The 16,922-nt window shown below is 71.8% G+C and carries 15 protein-coding genes, 1 tRNA gene, 1 other RNA gene and 1 pseudogene; 7 read left to right on the forward strand and 11 right to left on the reverse strand.

Going from position 1 to position 16,922, the window contains the following annotated elements; translation table 11 throughout:
- Positions 1–116: 116 nt before the first annotated feature.
- A complete protein-coding gene (locus tag OHA86_RS20110; RefSeq protein ID WP_329177243.1) occupies positions 117–767 on the forward strand; it encodes a hypothetical protein in 651 nt (216 codons plus the stop codon).
- A gap of 50 nt (positions 768–817) precedes the next feature.
- On the opposite strand, the gene OHA86_RS20115 is transcribed toward OHA86_RS20110, so the two are convergent.
- Positions 818–1,423: a GNAT family N-acetyltransferase gene (locus tag OHA86_RS20115; RefSeq protein ID WP_329177245.1), complete on the reverse strand. Its 606-nt coding sequence runs from the start codon at positions 1,421–1,423 to the stop codon at positions 818–820.
- A gap of 63 nt (positions 1,424–1,486) precedes the next feature.
- Positions 1,487–2,392: an NAD(P)-dependent oxidoreductase gene (locus tag OHA86_RS20120; RefSeq protein ID WP_329177247.1), complete on the reverse strand. Its 906-nt coding sequence runs from the start codon at positions 2,390–2,392 to the stop codon at positions 1,487–1,489.
- A 75-nt stretch (positions 2,393–2,467) separates the two neighbouring features.
- Here OHA86_RS20120 and OHA86_RS20125 point away from each other — a divergent pair, with 75 nt between their 5' ends.
- The 4 genes and pseudogenes from OHA86_RS20125 (at position 2,468) to OHA86_RS20140 (ending at position 6,346) form a co-directional block, all read left to right on the forward strand.
- The gene (locus OHA86_RS20125; RefSeq protein WP_329177249.1) at positions 2,468–3,001 is read left to right on the forward strand and encodes a GNAT family N-acetyltransferase; all 534 of its coding nucleotides are present in this window, start codon (positions 2,468–2,470) and stop codon (positions 2,999–3,001) included.
- A gap of 10 nt (positions 3,002–3,011) precedes the next feature.
- On the forward strand, positions 3,012–3,605 hold the full coding sequence (locus OHA86_RS20130) for a TetR/AcrR family transcriptional regulator (protein WP_329177251.1): 594 nt from the start codon (positions 3,012–3,014) through the stop codon (positions 3,603–3,605).
- 280 nt (positions 3,606–3,885) lie between these two features.
- Positions 3,886–4,308 (forward strand): annotated as a pseudogene (locus OHA86_RS20135) (universal stress protein); the annotation flags it as partial.
- Between the two features lie 112 nt (positions 4,309–4,420).
- Positions 4,421–6,346 carry a S9 family peptidase gene (locus OHA86_RS20140; RefSeq protein WP_329177255.1) on the forward strand — a complete coding sequence of 642 codons (1,926 nt, stop codon included), beginning with the start codon at positions 4,421–4,423 and terminating at the stop codon, positions 6,344–6,346.
- On the opposite strand, the gene OHA86_RS20145 is transcribed toward OHA86_RS20140, so the two are convergent.
- From OHA86_RS20145 to ffs, 9 genes are all read right to left on the reverse strand, one after another.
- The gene (locus tag OHA86_RS20145; protein ID WP_329177257.1) at positions 6,326–7,201 is read right to left on the reverse strand and encodes an SURF1 family protein; all 876 of its coding nucleotides are present in this window, start codon (positions 7,199–7,201) and stop codon (positions 6,326–6,328) included. The genes OHA86_RS20140 and OHA86_RS20145 overlap by 21 nt on opposite strands.
- Positions 7,202–7,277: 76 nt before the next feature.
- Positions 7,278–8,594, reverse strand: a complete 1,317-nt coding sequence (locus tag OHA86_RS20150) for a hypothetical protein (protein WP_329177259.1) — start codon at positions 8,592–8,594, stop codon at positions 7,278–7,280.
- Entirely contained in the window at positions 8,591–9,247 is a 657-nt protein-coding gene (locus tag OHA86_RS20155; RefSeq protein WP_443071999.1) for a SigE family RNA polymerase sigma factor, read from the reverse strand. The genes OHA86_RS20150 and OHA86_RS20155 overlap by 4 nt, the downstream gene beginning before the upstream one ends.
- A 381-nt stretch (positions 9,248–9,628) precedes the next feature.
- Positions 9,629–10,951, reverse strand: a complete 1,323-nt coding sequence (locus tag OHA86_RS20160; RefSeq protein WP_329177263.1) for an aspartate kinase — start codon at positions 10,949–10,951, stop codon at positions 9,629–9,631.
- A 198-nt stretch (positions 10,952–11,149) separates the two neighbouring features.
- The gene (locus OHA86_RS20165) at positions 11,150–11,851 is read right to left on the reverse strand and encodes a DUF5063 domain-containing protein (RefSeq protein ID WP_329177264.1); all 702 of its coding nucleotides are present in this window, start codon (positions 11,849–11,851) and stop codon (positions 11,150–11,152) included.
- Positions 11,844–12,443, reverse strand: a complete 600-nt coding sequence (gene recR, locus OHA86_RS20170; protein ID WP_329177266.1) for a recombination mediator RecR — start codon at positions 12,441–12,443, stop codon at positions 11,844–11,846. Before recR ends, OHA86_RS20165 begins: the two co-directional genes overlap by 8 nt.
- Before the next feature lie 31 nt (positions 12,444–12,474).
- Entirely contained in the window at positions 12,475–12,783 is a 309-nt protein-coding gene (locus OHA86_RS20175; protein ID WP_329182482.1) for a YbaB/EbfC family nucleoid-associated protein, read from the reverse strand.
- Between the two features lie 304 nt (positions 12,784–13,087).
- The gene (locus OHA86_RS20180) at positions 13,088–15,292 is read right to left on the reverse strand and encodes a DNA polymerase III subunit gamma and tau (protein ID WP_329177268.1); all 2,205 of its coding nucleotides are present in this window, start codon (positions 15,290–15,292) and stop codon (positions 13,088–13,090) included.
- Between the two features lie 44 nt (positions 15,293–15,336).
- Positions 15,337–15,433, reverse strand: an RNA gene (ffs, locus tag OHA86_RS20185) — signal recognition particle sRNA small type.
- 73 nt (positions 15,434–15,506) lie between these two features.
- Here ffs and OHA86_RS20190 point away from each other — a divergent pair.
- Positions 15,507–15,594 (forward strand) — tRNA-Ser (locus OHA86_RS20190).
- A 367-nt stretch (positions 15,595–15,961) separates the two neighbouring features.
- A complete protein-coding gene (locus OHA86_RS20195; protein WP_329177269.1) occupies positions 15,962–16,900 on the forward strand; it encodes a restriction endonuclease in 939 nt (312 codons plus the stop codon).
- The last annotated feature ends 22 nt before the right edge of the window (positions 16,901–16,922 follow it).

A 16,922-nucleotide genomic window follows, 5' to 3' on the forward strand; every position in this document is an offset into this window, starting at 1 on the left:
TTTCTACACGGCACGGTGGTGTCCGTGGGGCGCCCCGGACGTACGGGGGGCGGCCGGGTGGCGCCCCGCCCACACAGCCGGTCATGCGGTCGCTTCACGGAACGGGAGGACGTGGGATGAGGACACGGCAGCGGAGTACGGGGCGCCGGGCGCGGCACAGGGCGCGAGGCGCGGCAGTTGGCGCGGGACCGGCCGCGCGGCGGGCCGCGAGCGCGGCCCTGGTGGTGGGCGCGGTCGCCGTCCTGCTGGCGGCGCCGGCCGGCGCGAGTGCCGCGACACCGGCGGACGGCGTCCCGGTCCTGCCGGGTGTGCCGGCGGACGTGTCGGGTCTGCGGGGACCTGTCGTCACCCACCCGGTGCAGGAGCCGTTCGACTACGCCGCGGGCGTGGTGTGCGCCTTCCCCTCGCGCGCCGACTTCCCGGTCAGCGATCTGACCATCAGGACCTGGAGCGACGCGGCCGGCAACCCGGTCGTCGCGGTCGAGACCGGCCCGCTGATCATGCGGGTCACCAATCTGACCACCGGGAGATCCGTCCAGCGCGACATCTCGGGCAGCGGCGTGCTCACGTACCCCGACCCGGACTCGTACATCCTCAGCGGCAACGACTGGTCGGCCGGCTTCCACACCGGCGACCGGCCGCAGAACCGGTGGATCGTGGCCAGCACCTTCATGTCGGTCAGGATCAGCACGGTGGCGGGGAAGACCAGCAAAACGTTGCTGGCGCTCGCGGGCCCGTACGAGGACCTCTGCAAGACACTGGCCTGAGGCCGCGCGTCCGGCACCATGCGCCGCGGCGCATGGTGCCGGACGCGCCGTCAGACTTCTCGGACCGGCATCGGCTCCCGCCACATCGGCCACATCTGCGGGCCGTCCGGAAGGTCGACGGTGCGGCCGGGCGAGACGAAGCCGAGGCGGGCGTAGAGCGCGCGGCTGCGGGCCGTACTGGCCTCCAGATAGGCCGCGCGGCCCTCGCGGTCGCAGCGGGCCAGCACGGACGTGATCAGCTCGGTGCCCCGCCCCTGGCTGCGGGCCGCGGAGTCCACCGCGATGAGCATCAGATATTCGTGCGCCCGCTCCGTGGGGTGGGCGGCGTCGAGGATCCGGGCGATGGTCTCGACGCGTTCGTTGGTCGGGTCGACGGCCCGGCGGAAGGCCGCGGGACCGTCCTCGTCGGCCGGGTGGCCGCCGGCCGGCACCGACAGCCACAGCGCCGCCGCCGAGCCGTCCACCGCCACGTCGACGTAGCCCTCGGTGAGCGCGGTGTCGAGGAAGGCGCCCATCAGCGCACCGTGCCTGCGCCGCCGGTAGGCCGGGTCGGGAAAAACCCAGCTGCTGACCGGGTCGTCCCGGAAGACCTCGTCCAGCAGGGCGTTCACCGCCGGCCTGTCGTCCTGCCCGGCCTGTCGGATCGCCACACCCATCCGCTCGTCCTCCGCTTGTCCGCTGGTCGTATCAACTGATCGTGCCCGTGGGGCGGTTGCAGCCTAGGCCTTTCCGGAGGGCCGTGCTCCGCCGGTGCGGGCCTCGATCGCGTGCAGCACCGCGACCATGTCGGCGCCGCCGTGGCCGAGTGCCACGGTCTCGTCGAACAGCGCGTGGCAGACGTCCAGCAACGGCGACGCAAGGCCGGCCTCCCGGGCCGCCTCGGCAATGAGCCGGTTGTTCTTGAGCACGTCCAGGGCGGCCGCCTGGACCGCGAAGTCGCGGTCCCTCAGCAGGGGCGCCTTCATCCGGGACACCGCGCTGGCCATCGGCCCGGCGTCGAGCACGGCCAGGAAGCGGTCGCGGTCGAGACCGTGCCGGTCGGCGAAGTGGAAGGCCTCGGTGAGCCCGGTGACCATGGTGATCAGGAAGAGGTTCACCGACAGCTTCGTCAGCAGCGCGTTCGGGACCGGGCCGCACTCGAACGCCTCCCGGCACATGGGAACCAGCAGCGGCCGTACGGTGTCCACCGCCTGCTGCTCCCCGGCCAGCATCGCCACCAACTGCCCGGCCTCCGCCGGCCCGCGGGACCCCGACACCGGCGCCTCGACGTAGTGGCCGCCCGCGGCCAGGACGTCGGCCGCCAGCGCCCGCGAGTAGTCGGGCGAGGTCGTGCCCATGTGCACGAGTGTCCGGCCTGCGACGTGCCCGGCGAAGGCGGCGGTGCCGCGCGCCAGGGTGGCGTCGATCGCCCGGCCGTCGGCCAGCATCAGGAAGACGACGTCGCTCGTACGCAGCACGTCACCTGGCGCGTCCGCGACCAGGGCGCCCGCGGCACGCAGCGGCACGCTCCTCCCGGGTGTCCTGTTCCACACAGTCAGCGGCGGCCCGTCCGCCATCTGCCGCGCCAGGTTGAGGGCCATGGGCTGCCCCATGACGCCGAGACCGAGGAAGCCTGCTGTCGGCATGCCGTCGGGTCCTTTCCTGCGGTAGCCGTGATGACGGCATTGCGATCTATGACAGTCGTCATAATACTGGTCGCTATGACCACTGTCATAGAGCAGGTCGCGCCACCCCGGCCGATGCCCGCGGCGGCCCTCCACGGCTGGCAGGTCGCGGTTGTCCGGCCCGCCGACGCCGCCGCCCTGCACGGCCTGTTCGCCGCCTGCTCCGAGGACACCGTCAGACGGCGCTTCTTCGGCCGCCTCCGCGCGTTTCCCGCGGACTACCTGGCACATGTGCTGGCCGGCCGTGCCGAGGTCCATGACGCGGTGGTGGCCTACGGCGCTGACAGGGCGCGGCTGGTCGGCCTCGCCAGCCTCGCCCTCCCCCCGGGCTCCCCGGTCGCGGAGCTGGGCGTCCTCGTCGGCGACGCCTGGCAGCGGCAGGGCGTGGGCCGCGCCATGCTCGACGTGCTGCTCGCCCGCGCCCGTGACCGCGGCGTCCTCCGTGTCAGCGCCGCTGTACTGCCCGGCCGGTCCGCCCTGCTCGGCGCACTGGGCCGCCACCTGCCCGCGGAGCACCTCGCGCACTCCGCGGACGGCCCCAGCGGCGTCTATAAGCTGGACCGGACCTGAGGAGGCGGCGATGACTGGACCCCGCACACACGGTCCGCGGGAGCGGATGGTCTTCGCCGCGGCCCAGCTCATCCGCCGCGACGGCGTCGGCGCGACGGGCATGCGCGACGTCGCCGCCCAGGCGGGGGCGCCCCGCGGCTCCCTCCAGCACTACTTCCCCGGCGGCAAGGAACAACTGGTCAACGAGGCCGTCGCCTGGGCCGGCCAGTACGCGGGCAGACGCGTCGCCCGCTACCTCGCCGACCTCCCCGAGCCCACTCCCGGCGCCCTCTTCGCCTCGATGACCCGGCAATGGATCGACGAGTTCGAGTCCACCGGCTTCGGCACCGGCTGCCCTGTTGTCGCCGCCACCGTCGACTCGACGGCTTCCACCCCCTCGGCCCGCGAGGCCACCGCGTCCGCCTTCACCGCCTGGACCACGCCCCTCGCGGACGCCCTGACCACCCTCCGCGTCCCCCCCACCCGCGCCACCGCCCTGGCCACCTTGATGATCTCCGCCCTGGAGGGCGCCATCCTGATGGCCCGCGCCCACGAGTCCACGACCCCGCTGACCACGATCACCGAAGAACTCACCCCCCTCCTCAACGCAGCCGCCACCGCCTGACCGGCGGCGGGTCGCCGCCCCGACCGGGACGCCGCCGAGGTCGCAGGGCCACAGCAAGCGGCACTCACCCAGGGATGCGAGCACCCGGCCCCGACGGACCGCCGCGTCCGTCCCTGCCGCAAGCACCCATCCCGGTCCGGGCCAGGCGCAGCCCGGCGCACCGTCGTGCGAAGACCCCCCACCCTGCTTAAGGTGCGAAGAGGCGGGCACCCGACTTCCGCGACACCGCGCGAAGCCCCGCACGACACGTGACGAAGCAAGACGTAAGGCGTGGAGCCCGATGGCAAACGGCACGATCGTGGTCGGCGTCGACGGCTCGACGCCCGCGCTGCAAGCGCTGCGCTGGGCAGGCCGCCAGGCCGGGATGACCGGCGCGACGCTCGTCGCGGTCATGGCCTGGGAGCTGCCCGGAGCATTCGGCTGGGCAGGCATGCCGGAGCTGCCGGAAGACCTGGACCTGGAACAGCCTGTCGCCCGGGTCCTGGCGGAGACGGTCAGCGAGGCATTCCCGCCGGAGCAGGCGGCAGCCGTCCAGCAGGTGGTCGTGCTGGGCAACCCGGCCCAGGCCATCCTGGACCAGGCCCAGGACGCCGACCTGATCGTGGTCGGCGTGCGCGGCCAGGGAACCTTCCGCGCGACGTTGCTCGGCTCGGTAAGTCATACCGTCACACTTCACGCGACCTGCCCGGTCGTGGTCGTGCGGGGGACGACGGAAGTGCCGGGACAGCCGCACTTCGTCGCGCATCGCCCAGAGTTATCCACAGGCTGTGACGACAGACGCTCCTGAGGTGTGCTCGGCGGAGCATCATGGGGGCATGAACGAAACGACCGGATCCGCCAGCGGGTCCACGCCCGAATCCGACGCCGTGCCGGCCGTGCCCGCACCCTCCCCCCTCCCGCCGGAGAGCCTGCCCGGCTCGACCGCCTCGGCCCCGGACGCCCTCCCGGGATCCCTCCCCGACTGGGAGAAGAGGTACCGCGCACCCCGGGTCGGCCTGCCGGAGTGGGCGGAGGACGCCCCCGACCACAGCCTGTTCGTCTCGGACGTCACCGGCACGTACGAGCTGTACGCGTGGAATCGGACGACGGGCGAGCGCCGCCAGGTCACCGACCGGCCGAACGGCACGACGGACGGCACCCTCAGCCGCGACGGCGCCTGGGTGTGGTGGTTCTCCGACACCAACGGCGACGAGTTCGGCGTGTGGATGCGCCAGCCGTTCGACGGCGGCGAGGACATACCGGCCGCCCCCGGCCTCGCCCCCTCCTATCCGGCGGGCGTCGCGCTCGGCGTCGGCGGCCTCGCGGTCGTCGGCCGCTCCACCGACGACGAGGGCACGACCGTGCACGTGGTGCCGCCGGACGGCGCGGAGCCTTACGAGATCTACCGGCACGAGGAGTCCGCCGGCGTCGGCGACCTCTCGGAGGACGGCACGCTGGTCGTCATCGAGCACACCGAGCACGGCGACGCGATGCACAGCGCGCTGCGGGTGCTGCGGGTCGCGGACGGCTCCGTGGTGGCGGAGCTGGACGACACCGAGGGCGGCACCCGGGAGCTGGGCCTCGACAGCCTCGGCTTCGCCCCCGTGCCCGGCGACACCCGGCTGCTGGTCGGCCATCAGCGGGCCGACCGCTGGCTGCCGATGATCTGGGACGTGGCCGGCGGCGAGCAGATCACCCCGGCGATCGACCTGCCCGGCGATGTGCAGGCCGAGTGGTATCCGGACGGCAGCGCACTGCTGGTGGTGCACGACTTCCGGGCCCGCAGCGAGATGTTCCGGTACGACCTGGCGGCCGGCACGCTGACCGCGCTCGACACCCCGCGGGGTTCGGTGAGCGGCGCCACCGCCAGGCCGGACGGCACGGTCGAGTATCTGTGGTCGTCGGCCGCACGGCCCCCGGCGGTGCGCTCGACCACCGGCGCGACCGTGCTGGAGGCCCCGGGGCTGCGGGCGCCCGACTCGGTTCCGGTGGAGGACGTGTGGGTGGACGGCCCCGGCGGCCGGATCCACGCCCTGGTGCAGCGGCCCCCCGCCGCCGCGGCCCGGGGCAAGGGCCCGCTGCCGACGGTCTTCGAAATACACGGCGGCCCGACCTGGCACGAGTCGGACTCCTTCGCGGCGGGTCCCGCGGCCTGGCTGGACCACGGTTTCGTGGTGGTGCGGGTCAACTACCGCGGGTCGACCGGCTACGGCCGCGAGTGGACGGACGCGCTCAAGCACCGAGTCGGCCTGATCGAGCTGGAGGACATAGCCGCGGTCCGCGAGTGGGCGGTGTCGTCGGGACTTGCCGACCCGGCGCGGCTGGTGCTCACCGGCGGCTCCTGGGGCGGCTATCTGACCCTGCTGGGCCTCGGCACCCAGCCCGGTGCCTGGGCGGTGGGCATCGCGGCGGTCCCGGTCGCCGACTACCCGACCGCGTACGCCGACGAGATGGAGGCGCTGAAATCGCTCGACCGCACCCTCTTCGGCGGCTCCCCGGCCGACGTGCCGGAGCGCTATGCGGCCTCGTCCCCGCTGACCTACGTGGACAAGGTCACCGCCCCGGTCTACATCAGCGCGGGGATGAACGACCCACGCTGTCCGATACGCCAGATCGACAACTACGTGGAGCGGCTGCGGGCGCTCGACAAGCCGCACGAGGTGTACCGCTACGACGCGGGCCACGGCTCCCTCGTCGTGGAGGAGCGCATCAAGCAGGTCCGGCTGGAGCTGGCCTTCGCCCTACGCCACGTGGGCGGCTGACCCGGCCGGCTCGTCGGTAGCGCCCGCCGGGTCCGGGTCCGGCTCGGGGCCCGGGCCCGGCGGGGGCAGCAGGCCGAGCGCGGCGTCGGCCTGCGCCTCGGCCTCCCGGCGGGCCAGCCGGAAGTACATGAAGACCACGAAGCCGGCGAAGACGAACCACTCACCGGTGTAGCCGAGGTTCTGGAAGGCCTTGAGGTCCAGGCCGCTGCCCGGGGGCGCCACCGGGGGCACCGGCTTCAGCGGTGCGGCGGAGTGGGTGGCGGTGATCCAGCCGCTGTAGACGGGATAAGGGAGGACATTGACGAGAGCGGCGGCACTGATGATGCCGAGCTGCCCGGCCGGCAGCGCGCCGGGAGCGGCGGGCACCCCGTTGGTGCCCGCGGTCTCGGGGTATTGAAGCGCGCCGGTCACGGTGACCTCGCCGGCCGGAGCCGGCGGCACCGCGCCGAGGTCGGTGGCGGCCGGGACATCACCGGGCAGCCAGCCGCGCACCACGGGCAGCGCGGCACCGCTGTCGAGCCGGAGGGGAGTCAGGACGTAGTAGCCGTTGCGGCCGTCGAGCAGGCGGTCGGGGACGAGGAGCTGGCGGGCGGTGTCGTAGCGGCCGGTCGCGGTGACCGGGCGGCCCGAGCCGTCCGAGGGTACCTGGGTCCTGGTGTCGGGCAGCAGCCCGGCCAGCGGCACCGGCGCCCGGCCGGCCGTCTGCACCTCGGTGTGCTTGGCGTCCTTGTGCTGGTCCACCCGGCTCTCGAAGCGGCTCAGCTGCCAACTGCCCATGAAGACGCAGAAGGGCACAGCGAGCAGTACGAGCACGCCGACCGCCAGCCAGCGCGGGGTGAGCAGGAACCGGTACACACCTCCACGGTACGGGGGTGCCTGCGACGGTCCGTCACCGGGACCGCCGTAGCAGGCGGCACCCCCGCGCCGCCTGCTACGACGGTGGGGTGTCCGACGGGGCCGCGGCCATCGGCGCCGTCGTGTAGATGGTGCCGGCGCAGGCCCCCTGGAGGGTCGGGCCGGCGATCACCGGGGCGCCGGCCGCCGGGGTGTGGGTGAGCGAGATGGCGGCGGGCTGCGTCGGGCCCGAGGGACCGCCGGGCGGCGGGGTCTGCGACATCGGGCTGTCGGCGGAGTTCGAGCCGCCCGGATCGGGCACGGAGGTGTCCGTCGGGGTGTCGCTCGGGCTCGGGGTGACCGGCGGGGAGCTGGGCGGCGGACAGCCGCCGGGTCCCGCGGCGGAGGGCACCCAGGCGAAGGCGACCTCGTAGTTCTCGCCGGGGGCGAGCACGACGGGGACGTCGTCGGCGGTGGCGGGCAGCCCGGTCGCGGGGTCGCCGGAGGTGTGGTTGACCACGGTGATCTGCGAGGGGTCGGCGGGGCCATACACGGTCACGTCCACCTGCCCGGGGGCGGGCGGCACGGCGCAGGCGGCGGTGGAGACGTTGGCGACCCGGAACCAGCCGTAGATCCGGCCGCCGGAGTCGGGGGAGCCGGCCTTGCTGCGGCCCTGGCCGAGCTGGCTGCTCGAACAGGCGGGTGCGTCGATCGACGGCAGCCCGCCCGGGCTGGTGGCCATGCTGGACGGGCCGCCGGTGCCGCCCGCGGCCGGGGACCGGCGGTCCGGGCCGTCACCGTCCGGCCCGCGGCCGGCCTGCCCGGAATCGCCCGCGGCGCCCCAGGAGTTGAGGCGGCCGTCCTCGCCCGGCTGGGCGGTGTGCGCGCTGGCCACGTTGGCCGGGGCGGCAGCCGCGCCGCCCCGTGAGCCGGCGGCGTGGATCAGCGCGGGCACCGCCGTGCCGACGAGCAGTACCGCGGCCGCGCTGCCGGCCAGCGCCTGCCGACGGTGCTGGCGGCGGGCCGGCACGGCACGCCGCAGGTGGTCGAGCGCGTCCGGGGTGGGCTTGAGGTCACGGACGGCCTCACGCATGAGGTCGCGCAGCGCCGCCTCCTCGTCGGTCTCGCCGAACAGTTCGCCGGTCAGGCCGAGCGTGTCGGCCGCGCGGCGCCCGCTGTCGGCACGGTCCGCTCGGTCCGCTCGGTCCGCGTCATCCGTATCGCCCGCGTCGGGCGGCCCGGCGTGCCCGGCCGAGGCGGCCGGTTCGGCCACGGGGGTCGATGAGGGTGCCGAGGGCGCCGGGGGAGACGAGGGTTCCCGGTGGGCTGCGGGTGCCGGGGAGACCGGGGGCTGCTCGGGGGAGTCGTGTCGGTCCATGCTGTGTGCGTCGTCCGGGGCGTCGGGGGTGGTCATGCCGTTGCCTCCATCGCGATCCGCAGGGCGGCGATGCCCCGCGAACCGTACGCCTTCACCGAGCCGAGCGAGATACCGAGCGTCTCGGCGACCTGCGCCTCGGTCATGTCGGCGAAGTAGCGCAGCACCAGCACCTCGCGCTGCCTGCGCTGCAACGCGCGCATCGCGGTTTTGAGCTGGTCGCGCTCCAGCAGCTCGTAAGCGCCTTCCTCCGCGCTGGCCATGTCGGGCATGGGCTTGGAGAGGAGCTTCAGGCCGAGTATTCGGCGGCGCAGGGCGGAACGGGAGAGGTTGACCACCGTCTGGCGGAGGTAGGCGAGGGTCTTTTCCGGGTCGCGCACCCGGCTGCGTGCGGAGTGCACCCGTATGAAGGCCTCCTGGACGACGTCCTCGCAGGACGCGGTGTCGTCCAGCAGCAGGGCGGCCAGGCCCAGCAGGGCGCGGTAGTGGGCGCGGTAGGTCTCGGTGAGGTGGTCGACCGTGGTGCCGACAGCCATCGCGGGGTCAGTTTCCTCGCGGTCGACAGTGGCTCCTTGTGCCGGGTCCACCCGTGCCACCGGCCAGGGGGCGATCACCGGCAGCCCTCCGTAAGGCAGCCCGGTCCGCGACGGGCGCGGTGTACGCACCGGGCGTGCCGGACGTACGGGAGCGATCGTCCCCTGTCGCCCGAATGCCGTCTCGATACCCAGTGCCTCCGCCACGTCTGTTGGACACGCATCCCCCCGTCAGGGTTGTACGCGCAAGGCATACCGCCCGACGGAGCGTCATATATCCCCATGCGCACCAGCTCTTCCTCAGCGCCCCATTTGCACCGATGGCCCCCGTCCACATTCGGTGTGCAGCACCCCAGGACAGCACCCCGGCAGTGCGCTGACACAAAGACGCTCCCCCGCGGCAGGCGGTTGCGGCCACGGGGGAGCAAATTCTCCATGAGTCAGGCAGTCGGATTCAAGTGGTCCAGACCAAAATCCGGCCAGTTTCCGTCGTATTCGGCCTGATTCGCCCGGAATCAGCGCACAGAATCGGCCCCGGATTCAGCGCCCGGTACCGCCGTAGACGACCGCCTCGTCGCTGTCGCTGTCGAGGCCGAACGCCGAGTGCACCGCCTGCACGGCCGGGTTCACGTCGTCCGCGCGGGTGACGACCGAGATGCGGATCTCGGAGGTCGAGATCAGCTCGATGTTCACCCCGGCGTTGGACAGCGCCTCGAAGAACGTCGCCGTCACACCGGGGTTGGTCTTCATCCCGGCGCCGACCAGCGAGATCTTGCCGATCTGGTCGTCGTAGCGCAGCGAGTCGAAGCCGATCACCGACTGCGCCCTGGTCAGCGCCTCCATCGCCTTGTGCCCCTCGGACTTCGGGAGCGTGAAGGAGATGTCGGTCAGCGCGGTGGCCGCGGCCGACACGTTCTGCACGATCATGTCGATGTTGATCTCGGCGTCCGCGATGGCCCGGAAGATCGTCGCGGCCTCACCCGGCTTGTCCGGTACTCCGACGACGGTGATCTTCGCCTCGGACGTGTCGTGCGAGACGCCGGAGATGATCGCCTGCTCCACTGGGCTGTCTCCTTGCGATGCGAGGTGCTGCGCGAGCCGCGGTGCGAGTTCCGCGAGGCCTTCCGGCCGTTCACTGCTGACCCAGGTGCCCGGAAGTCCGGAGAACGACGAGCGCACATGGATCGGGATGTTGTACCGCCGCGCGTATTCCACGCACCGGTGCAGGAGCACCTTCGAACCGGAACTGGCCAGCTCCAGCATGTCCTCGAAGGCGATCCAGTCCATCTTGCGGGCTTTCTTCACCACCCGCGGATCCGCGGTGAAGACCCCGTCGACATCGGTGTAGATCTCGCACACCCCGGCGTCGAGCGCCGCGGCCAGCGCGACCGCCGTGGTGTCGGAACCGCCCCGCCCGAGCGTGGTGATGTCCTTCTTGTCCTGCGACACGCCCTGGAAGCCGGCCACGATCGCGATGTTGCCCTCGTCGAGCGCGGTACGGATCCGGCCCGGCGTCACATCGATGATCCGCGCCTTGTTGTGCACCGAGTCGGTGATCACACCGGCCTGGCTGCCCGTGAACGACTGCGCCTCGTGGCCGAGGTTTTTGATCGCCATCGCCAGCAGTGCCATGGAGATCCGCTCTCCTGCGGTCAGCAGCATGTCGAACTCGCGGCCCGCCGGAATCGGCGAGACCTGCTCCGCGAGATCGATGAGCTCGTCCGTCGTATCGCCCATCGCCGACACCACGACGACGACCTGGTTGCCGCCCTTCTTGGTGTCCACGATCCTTCGGGCGACGCGCTTGATGCCTTCGGCATCGGCGACGGAGGAGCCGCCGTACTTCTGCACGACAAGGCCCACGTGCGCTCCTCGCTCAGGGGTGAATCGGTCGGCCCAGTTTAACGAGCAGGACCGATCCGCCCGGAACGTATCGCATGGTGAGATGTGCCGCTCAAAGAATGATCACTACGCCGGGCCATCGCGCCCGGTCGTTGCCCCCGGATCGCCGGATCGCCGGATCGCCGGATCGCCGGATCGCCGGATCGCCGGACCCCCGGATCACTGAGCCGGGCGCAGCCCCATCGTCCCCAGCTCGGCCTCCATCACCCGGCCGGCCTCCTCCGCCAACTCGTCGTCGTCATCGGCGTCCCCACCGGTGTCCAGGCCGTTCAGCTCGCCCAGCGGACTGTCGAGGCGTACGTGCGCGACCAGCGACTGCAGCGCCCGCAGGCTCGCGCTCGCCGTCGAACCCCAGTTGGACAGGTACGAGAACTGCCACCACCACAGCGCCTCCGACACCCGCCCCGCCGCGAAGTGCGTCATCCCGTGCGTGAGATCGGCCACCACATCGGCCATGTCGTCCGAGATCCGGCAGGCCACCGGCGCCGACCGCGGCACGTACGGGTCGAAGACCTCCGAGTAGACGTCGATCGGCTCCAGCAGGGCCGCCAGCCGCTGGCGCAGGTCGTCCTCGTCGGGCTCGGGGCCCGCGTCCGGCTCGTAGCGCTCGTCGGGTACGAAGTCCTCGTGCGCGCCCAGCCGGCCGCCGGCCAGCAGCAGCTGCGAGACCTCCAGCAGCAGATACGGCACCGCGCTGTCCGGGTCGTCGCCCTTGGCCACTTCGCGGACCGCGAGGATGAAGCTCTCGATCTGGTCGGAGATCTGGACGGCGAACTCGTCCGGCTCCTGCGGGACGAACGGCTCGGCCTGCGGCCCCGCCGCGCCGGCTCCCGCGCTCTTGTTCACCACGGTGTCAGACATCGAGCAACCGCCTCCCTTCGAAGGCCCGCCCCAGCGTGACCTCGTCCGCGTATTCCAAGTCGCCACCCACCGGCAGGCCGCTGGCCAGGCGCGTCACGCGCAGTCCCATGGGTTTCACCGTCCGGGCGAGATACGTCGCTGTGGCCTCGCCCTCCAGATTCGGGTCCGTCGCCAGGATCAGCTCGGTGACGGTGCCGTCGGCCAGCCGGCGGAGCAGTTCGGCGATCCGCAGATCGTCCGGGCCGACACCGTCGATCGGGCTGATCGCCCCGCCCAGCACGTGGTATTTCCCGCGGAACTCGCGGGTCCGCTCGATCGCGACCACGTCCTTGGACTCCTCCACCACGCAGATCACCGCCGGGTCGCGGCGCGGATCGCGGCACACCCGGCACAGCTCGTCCTGCGCGACATTGCCGCACACCTTGCAGAAGCGGACCTTCGCCTTCACCTCGGACAGCACGTGCGCGAGGCGGCGCACGTCCGCGGGGTCGGCCTGCAGGATGTGGAAGGCGATGCGCTGCGCGCTCTTGGGACCCACGCCGGGCAGCCTGCCCAGTTCGTCGATCAGGTCCTGAACCACGCCTTCGTACACGCCGGCACGCCTTCCAGGGGTAGGGGCAGAGTCAGAAGAGGCCCGGCAGACCGCCGCCGAGCCCCTGGGTGAGCGGGCCGAGCTTGCGCTGCTGCAGTTCCTGTGCCGCGTCGGTCGCATTGTGGACGGCGGCGACCACCAGGTCGGCCAGCGTCTCGGTGTCGTCCGGGTCGACGGCCTTCGGGTCGATCACCAGCGCCCGCAGCTCGCCGGCGCCGGACACCGTCGCGGTCACCAGACCACCGCCCGCCGTGCCCTCGACCTCGGTCTCGGCCAGCTCCTGCTGGGCCGCAGCCAGGTCCTGCTGCATCTTCTGCGCCTGCTGGAGCAGTGCCTGCATATTCGGCTGACCACCGGGATTCACGGTTCGCTCCTGCCTCGCGACTGCCTGGGTGTGCTGCTGTTCGGTCCGTGCCGCCCGGTCCGCTGCTGACGTCGGCTGTTCTTCAGCCGGCCTCAGCTGCTTTCCGATGCTTTCTGATGCTTTCCGAGCGCCACATTTCACTGACACGCCGAGCCTACGTGCTCGTACGGTGGTGCGCCCTACGCCGTACGGAGGATCGCTGGGCCGCGGTCTCCACCCGGAGTAGCGGGTGGCTCTGCCGTAGGGAGGACGCGGCCAGGTCCGCCCGCATCACCGCAGGTCAGTCGTGCCGGATCTCCTCGATCACGGTGGCCCCCAACTCGCGGATGAACAGATCGTGACCGCTGAGTGCCGAATCGACGAGATCGGCGTCGTCGTCCTCGGGGATGTCGTCCTCGATCGGGGGCGGCGGTGTCTCGTCGGTGAAGCGCCGCGGCTCCTGCCGGGGCGCGTCGGCGGGCGCGGATCTGGGCCCCGGGGGCGCGGCGGTCGCGGTGGCGGAACCGCCGGGGCGGGCCGACTGGGCCGGCGCCATGGCGTGGGTCACGGCCTGCGCGGAGCCGTACGCGTCCGGGCTCGCCGCGCCGCCGCCGTATGCCTGGGGCGCGGCCGGGGACTGCGGCGGCGCGGGCGGTCGCGAGGAGCCGCCGCCACCGAAGCCGCCTGTGCCGGAGCCGCCCGTGCCGGGACCGCTGCCGCCCGACGGGTCGACGATGGCCTCGATGCGCCACTGCACGCCGAGCGCGTCGTTGATCGCCTGCTTGAGTACGTCCTCGCTGCCGCTGTTGGTGAAGCTGTTGCGGGCGCCGGGGTTGTCGAACCCGACCTGCAGCGTCTCGCCGTCGAAGCCGGCGACCTGGGCGTTGTTGAACAGCAGCATCCAGGTGAGCCGGCGCCGGTTCTTGACCGCGTCGAGGATCTGCGGCCACATCTGCCGGACCCGGGAGGGGTCGCCGACGACGCCCCCGGCCTGGGCGGGGGGTGCGCTCTGAGCGGCCGCGGGCGCCTGGGCCGGCGCAGGGGCCTGCGTCGGCGCCGCGGTCGGCCAGGCCCCCGGCCGGGCGGGCGCCTGCGGCGCGGGATCGGGCGGGCGTACGGGCTCCGGCGGGGCTACGGGCGTGGGTGGCGGCTGCCCGGGCGCGCGCGTGGGTTCCGGCGCGGCGCGTACGGGCTCGGGCGACTGGCTGCGTGCCGCTGCGCGGGCGGCGGCGGCCCCGGCGGGAGCGTCACCGGGCGGCCCGGCGACGGGGGGAACCGCGACGGCCGGCCCTGCGACCGGCGCACCGCCGACGGGAGCGGCGCTCGTACCCGGAGGCGGGCCGCCGACGACACCCCCCCGTTCCAGCCGTTCCAGCCGGGCCTGCAGCGACCGCTCGTCGTCGTACGCCGCGGGCAGCAGCACGCGGGCGCAGATCAGTTCCAGTTGCAGCCGGGGCGAGGTCGCCCCGCGCATCTCGGTCAACCCGGTGTTGACGATGTCGGCGGCGCGGCTCAGTTCGGCGGCCCCGAACACCGCCGCCTGCGCCTGCATGCGCTCGACCACGTCGCGGGGCGCGTCGATCAGGCCCTTGTCCATCGCGTCCGGCACGGCGGCGAGGATGACCAGGTCGCGGAGCCGTTCCAGCAGGTCGGCCACGAAGCGGCGCGGGTCGTGCCCGCCCTCGATGACCCGGTCCACCATCCCGAAGACCGCGGCGCCGTCCCCGGCGGCGAAGCCGTCCACCACGTCGTCGAGCAGGGCGGCGTCCGTGTAGCCGAGCAGGGCGGTGGCCATGGCGTACGTCACACCGTCGGCCGCCGCCCCGGCCAGCAGCTGGTCCATCACCGACATCGAGTCCCGCACGGACCCGGCCCCGGCCCGTACGACCAGCGGATACACCCCGTCCTCGACGGCGATGGCCTCCCGCTGGCAGACCTCGGCGAGATGATCACGCAGCGTCCCCGGCGGCACCAGCCGGAAGGGATAGTGGTGCGTGCGCGACCGGATGGTGCCGATGACCTTTTCCGGCTCGGTCGTCGCGAAGATGAACTTCAGGTGCTCCGGCGGCTCCTCGACCACTTTGAGCAGCGCGTTGAAGCCGGCGGAGGTGACCATGTGGGCTTCGTCGATGATGTAGATCTTGTAGCGGCTGCCGGCGGGCCCGAAGAACGCCTTCTCGCGCAGGTCACGGGCGTCGTCCACGCCGCCGTGCGATGCCGCGTCGATCTCGATCACGTCGATCGACCCCGGCCCGTTCCTGGCCAGGTCCTGGCACGACTGGCACTCCCCGCAGGGCGTGGGCGTCGGCCCCTGCTCGCAGTTCAGGCAGCGGGCCAGAATCCGCGCACTCGTCGTCTTCCCGCACCCGCGCGGCCCGCTGAACAGGTACGCATGGTTGACCCGGTTGTTGCGCAGCGCCTGCTGCAACGGGTCGGTGACATGCTCCTGCCCGATGACCTCGGCGAAGGTCTCGGGGCGATAGCGGCGGTACAGAGCGAGGGACACACCACCGAGCCTATCCGCGCCCACCGACAACCGGCCCCCACCCACGCGAAGACCCCCCACGCACCCGCCAGAGCCCACCTACCCTTGCTGCCTTCCGGCCCTGGGGGAGTTCAGCGAGATAGCGCCACGTGAGGGGCTGCTCCCCACCCTACCCGATCCCCGCACCCCCCATCGAGTTCGCAACCACCCCTCCGCGTCTTGTACTGTTTGCGGCGGAGGATTCGCCTAGTGGCCTAGGGCGCACGCTTGGAAAGCGTGTTGGGGGCAACCCCTCACGAGTTCGAATCTCGTATCCTCCGCCAGTGCCTCACCGGGCACGACGTCGAAGGGCCCACCGTCCGCGGTAGGGCCCTTCGACGTCGAGGGTTGCAGTTTGGGTTGCAGTCCTTGAGACCGGCGGCTGAGGGCGATCCCGCCGAAGATCAGTCGACTACCGAGGACGCTGCTGCCAGCGATTCGCCTTGTCGAGACGGGAAGCGCTCGAACCCGCAGCCCCACGAGACTCACACTTGTCGGAAGCTCCTTTGCCTACCTTCTAGGGGCTCCTTCGCCGTCCGCCAGGCGGCGCTTCTCTACCTTGGAGCTCATCGGCGAGCCCAGAAGGCAAGTAGCATTGTCTGCTTGAAGGAGCGGGTCCTCGTTCGACCCGCGGCGAGAAGGTAGGGGAACGTGGCAGCTGAGCCGATGCCCACGAAGCCGATCAGTCCGGCCGCGTATGGTGCGCTCGCAACCGCCCTCAAACACATCTTCTGGTATAAGGATGACCTCGCGGGCTTCATCCGACGGTGGGCAAAGGGTTGCCCGGAACTTCTGGCTGGGCTCAACTTCTCTGGATACAAATGGCAGACCGCCGAGGAGTTCGTCGACCGGCTACAGGCGGACGAGGATCGGTACGGCAAATTGGCGTTCAACCTCATGATCGAGGTTGCGGAGATGCCGAGCTTCCCCAAGCTCAAGCGGCACGAGGATGCCGATGCTCTGATCGCCGAAGCGCGGGACGCAGTAGCAGCGCTGAAGGGCTGCGTCGACAGGCATCGGGGCCTCATCGCGGACGAGGCCCGCTTCACGAGCGACTTGGCAGACCACCGCGCCGTGGTGGAGAGCCGCCGCAGTTTCGCCCAGCGGCTTTCGGATCTGAAGGACGAGTTCCTGCGCCTGGAGAGCGAACCCAACCGGCAAAAAGCCGGACGTGAGTTCGAGCCATTCCTCAATCAGCTCTTCCGTCTGTTTGACCTCGACCCTCGGCTGTCCTACAGCCTGCCGTACGAACAAATCGACGGTTCCATCACCTACGACACCGACGTCTACATCGTGGAAGCGAAGTGGTTGAAGGAGCCGGTCGAGGTCCATTACCTCGGCAGTTTCGTCGAGAAGGTGCGGCACAAGGGAAAGAACGCGCTCGGCTTGTACATCAGCGTGCACGGGTTCACACGAGGCGCCAAGGAGCGCTACGCCGAGGGAACGTGCTTCATCACGATGGAGGGCATCGACCTCTTTGCCGTGCTCGACGGGCACACCACGCTCGATGAGCTGTTGAGCCGCAAGAAACGGCACGCCAACGACACCGGCAGTTGCTACTACCCTGCCTCCTTGATGATGAGCGAATGAACAGTTGCGACTCGCCCGTGGC

This window comes from Streptomyces sp. NBC_01477, from assembly GCF_036227245.1.
In the GTDB taxonomy this organism is placed as follows: domain Bacteria; phylum Actinomycetota; class Actinomycetes; order Streptomycetales; family Streptomycetaceae; genus Actinacidiphila.

What these genes read in the sequence shown, in the direction of transcription:
- OHA86_RS20175 (WP_329182482.1), bottom strand. Translation starts at nt 12,783, where the DNA reads ATGCAGGCACTGCTCCAGCAGGCGCAGAAGATGCAGCAGGACCTGGCT.
- OHA86_RS20130 (WP_329177251.1), top strand. Translation starts at nt 3,012, where the DNA reads ATGACTGGACCCCGCACACACGGTCCGCGGGAGCGGATGGTCTTCGCC.
- OHA86_RS20120 (WP_329177247.1), bottom strand. Translation starts at nt 2,392, where the DNA reads ATGCCGACAGCAGGCTTCCTCGGTCTCGGCGTCATGGGGCAGCCCATG.
- OHA86_RS20115 (WP_329177245.1), bottom strand. Translation starts at nt 1,423, where the DNA reads ATGGGTGTGGCGATCCGACAGGCCGGGCAGGACGACAGGCCGGCGGTG.
- OHA86_RS20165 (WP_329177264.1), bottom strand. Translation starts at nt 11,851, where the DNA reads ATGTCTGACACCGTGGTGAACAAGAGCGCGGGAGCCGGCGCGGCGGGG.
- OHA86_RS20140 (WP_329177255.1), top strand. Translation starts at nt 4,421, where the DNA reads ATGAACGAAACGACCGGATCCGCCAGCGGGTCCACGCCCGAATCCGAC.
- OHA86_RS20110 (WP_329177243.1), top strand. Translation starts at nt 117, where the DNA reads ATGAGGACACGGCAGCGGAGTACGGGGCGCCGGGCGCGGCACAGGGCG.
- OHA86_RS20125 (WP_329177249.1), top strand. Translation starts at nt 2,468, where the DNA reads ATGACCACTGTCATAGAGCAGGTCGCGCCACCCCGGCCGATGCCCGCG.
- OHA86_RS20150 (WP_329177259.1), bottom strand. Translation starts at nt 8,594, where the DNA reads ATGACCACCCCCGACGCCCCGGACGACGCACACAGCATGGACCGACAC.